General features: G+C 76.5%; 1 protein-coding gene and 1 pseudogene. Both read left to right on the top strand.

Features of this window, described 5'->3' with window-relative positions; translation table 11 throughout:
* The first annotated feature begins 3 nt into the window (after nt 1-3).
* Nucleotides 4-1,770 carry an IucA/IucC family protein gene (locus tag E4099_RS31255; protein WP_135342470.1) on the top strand — a complete coding sequence of 589 codons (1,767 nt, stop codon included), beginning with the start codon at nt 4-6 and terminating at the stop codon, nt 1,768-1,770.
* Nucleotides 1,771-1,985: 215 nt separating this feature from the next.
* Nucleotides 1,986-2,512 (top strand): annotated as a pseudogene (locus E4099_RS31250) (iron transporter); the annotation flags it as partial.

The raw sequence follows: 2,512 nt of genomic DNA, 5'->3' as shown, positions 1-2,512 counted from the left end.
GCGGTGGACCGCCATGAACGGGAGCTGCTCCGCCGGTTGCTGACCGCGCTGCTGCGGGAGGACGCGTACGGGCTCGGCACCGGGGCGCGCGTGGTGGCGCGGGAGGACGGGGCCTGGACGCGGGTTCCGGCGCCGGACGGCGGCACCCTGCTGGTGCCGGTGGGGGAGGACGGGTTCCTGAGCGAGCTGGCGGTGCGCCGTCCACTGGTCGAGCACCACCCGCGGGGCGGTGGCCCACCGGCCGAGCTGACCACCCTGGACGCGGTGCTGGAGCTGCTGCGCCAGGCCGCACCGCCCGCCGAGCGGACCCGTTTCACGGCGTTCGCCGCCGAGTGCCGGGCCGAACTGGACGCGGCGCGCCGCACCGACACCCTCCGCCCCGCGCTGCTGCCCCGGCTGGCCCGACGGTACGGGGCCCGGCCCGCCGAGGACTGGACCGGCCTCACCGCGACCCTCGCCTACGACACGCTCGCCGCCTGGGAACCCCACCCGGTACACCCCGCCGGCCGCGCCCGGCACGGGCTCGGGGAAGACCAGCTGGCGGCGTACGCCCCCGAGTACCACCCCCGGTTCGCGCCGCGCTGGATCGCCCTGCCCAGGACCGCGCTCAGCGGGGATCCGGACCGGCTTCCCCGCTGGTGGCCCACCCCCGGCGCGCTGGGCCTGCCCGGCCTGGACCGCAGCCATCTGGCACTGCCGGCGCACCCGTTGACCGGGGACACCCTGCTGGCCGAGGCGCTGCGCGACACCGGACTGGCCGCCAAGGCCCGGATCGCCGAGCGGACCTGGCCACCGGTGCGGCCCACGCTCTCCATGCGGACCGTGGCCGTCCTGCACGACCCCGCCATCCACCTCAAACTGCCGCTGCCCACCGCCACCCTGGGCGCGCTCAACCGGCGCACCATCAAACCCGGCACCCTCACCGACGGGGCCGTGGCCCAGCGGCTGCTGGAAACCGTGCTGGACCGCGAGCCCGCCCTGGCCCGGGTGTTCCTGCCGGCAGACGAGACCACCTTCCTGCACGCCGGGCACGAATACCTGGCGGCCCTGGTCCGCCGCCATCCCGCCGGCCTCGACCGCTGCCGGATCGTCCCCGTCGCCGCCCTGCCGGCCACCGGGCCCGGCGGCCGGACCATCGCCGAGCACCTGGCCGACCACTACCACGACGGCGACCTGACCGCCTTTCTGGACGCCTACCTCGACGTGCTGCTCCCCCTCCACACCACCCTCTTCGGCTACGGCATCGCCCTGGAGAGCCACCAGCAGAACACCTCGCTGGTGCTGGACCGCGTCGACGGCGGACGGCCCCGACTGCGGCTCCTGGTCAAGGACCACGACGGGCCGCGGGTCCATCCGGGCCGGCTGGGGGCCGCGCTCGGCGACCCGGCCGCCGCACGGGCCCTGTGCGGCTTCGACGACCCCCGGATCCTCACCGAGCGGGACACCGCGCTCACCGATGTCTTCACCACCATCACCCTGCACCTGTGCGCCGCGGCCCCGTTGCTCGCCCTCCAAGGCCCCCGGCCCGGGAGGGCCGGCGCGGCCCTGGCACTGCTGCGCCGCCGGCTCGCGGAGGCCGTGGAGCGGCTGGACGGCAGACCCGGCGACCCCGGCCGGGTGCTGCGCGCCCGGGTGCTGGACGCCGACCGGCTGCCGATCAAGGCGATGGTGACCGCCGGCTCGCTCTACAGCAAGCAGCGCTCCGGTGCCGCGGACATCAACAAGCACTACACCAGCGGGCCGAACTACCTGCGGCCCTCCTCCCGGTGAGCCGCACCGCGGCCGGTGCCTCGCCGGCACCCCACCGCGCCCGCACATCACCCGAGCCCGCACCGGCACCCCATGCCGCCCGCACCGTCACCCGCACCTCGCCGCACCGGCACCCTCATGCCGCCCGGCACCGTCACCCGCACCCGCCCGCACCGGATCCGCACGCCGCCGCACCGGATCCGCACCGCGAGACCGCACGCCCCGCAGGAGCCGCCATGCCCTCATCCCGTACGTCCCTGCCCCAGCCGGCCGCCGCGGTCGACGCCGACCAGGCCGTCGCGCACACCCTGCTCAACTGCCTGCTGCGCGAGGTGTCGGCGAGGGAACGCCAGACCGCCGTCGCCGACGGACGGCTCCTGCTGCGTTTGCCCCGCACCGGTGTGCTGCTGCGCATCGCGCTGCGCCGCACCTCGCTGATCGGCGCCCACCGCTTCACCGGCCCGGTGAGCGAGCAGGACCCCCGCACCGGAGCGTGGACGGAGGTGCCCTGGCGCGCCCTGGCCGACCGCATCGACCGCGAACTGCGCCTGCGCACCGGGGTGTCCAACGACGAGTTCCTGTCCCAGGTCGCCTCCAGCCACGCGGGCGTCCGTGCCGCGCTGGCCCATCAGGCGGACCGGCCCGAGGAGCCCGGCGGGTCCGGTGACGCCGCCCGCCCCGGGCAGCGCGCGGACCCCTACCTCGCCTCCGAGCAGTCGCTCGTCTTCGGCCACCGCTTCCACCCCACCCCCAAGGCCCGTAC

Origin of the sequence: Streptomyces palmae (assembly GCF_004684805.1) — a bacterium.
Classification (GTDB): Bacteria; Actinomycetota; Actinomycetes; order Streptomycetales; family Streptomycetaceae; genus Streptomyces; species Streptomyces palmae.
This window is presented reverse-complemented; position numbering and strand designations above follow the sequence as displayed.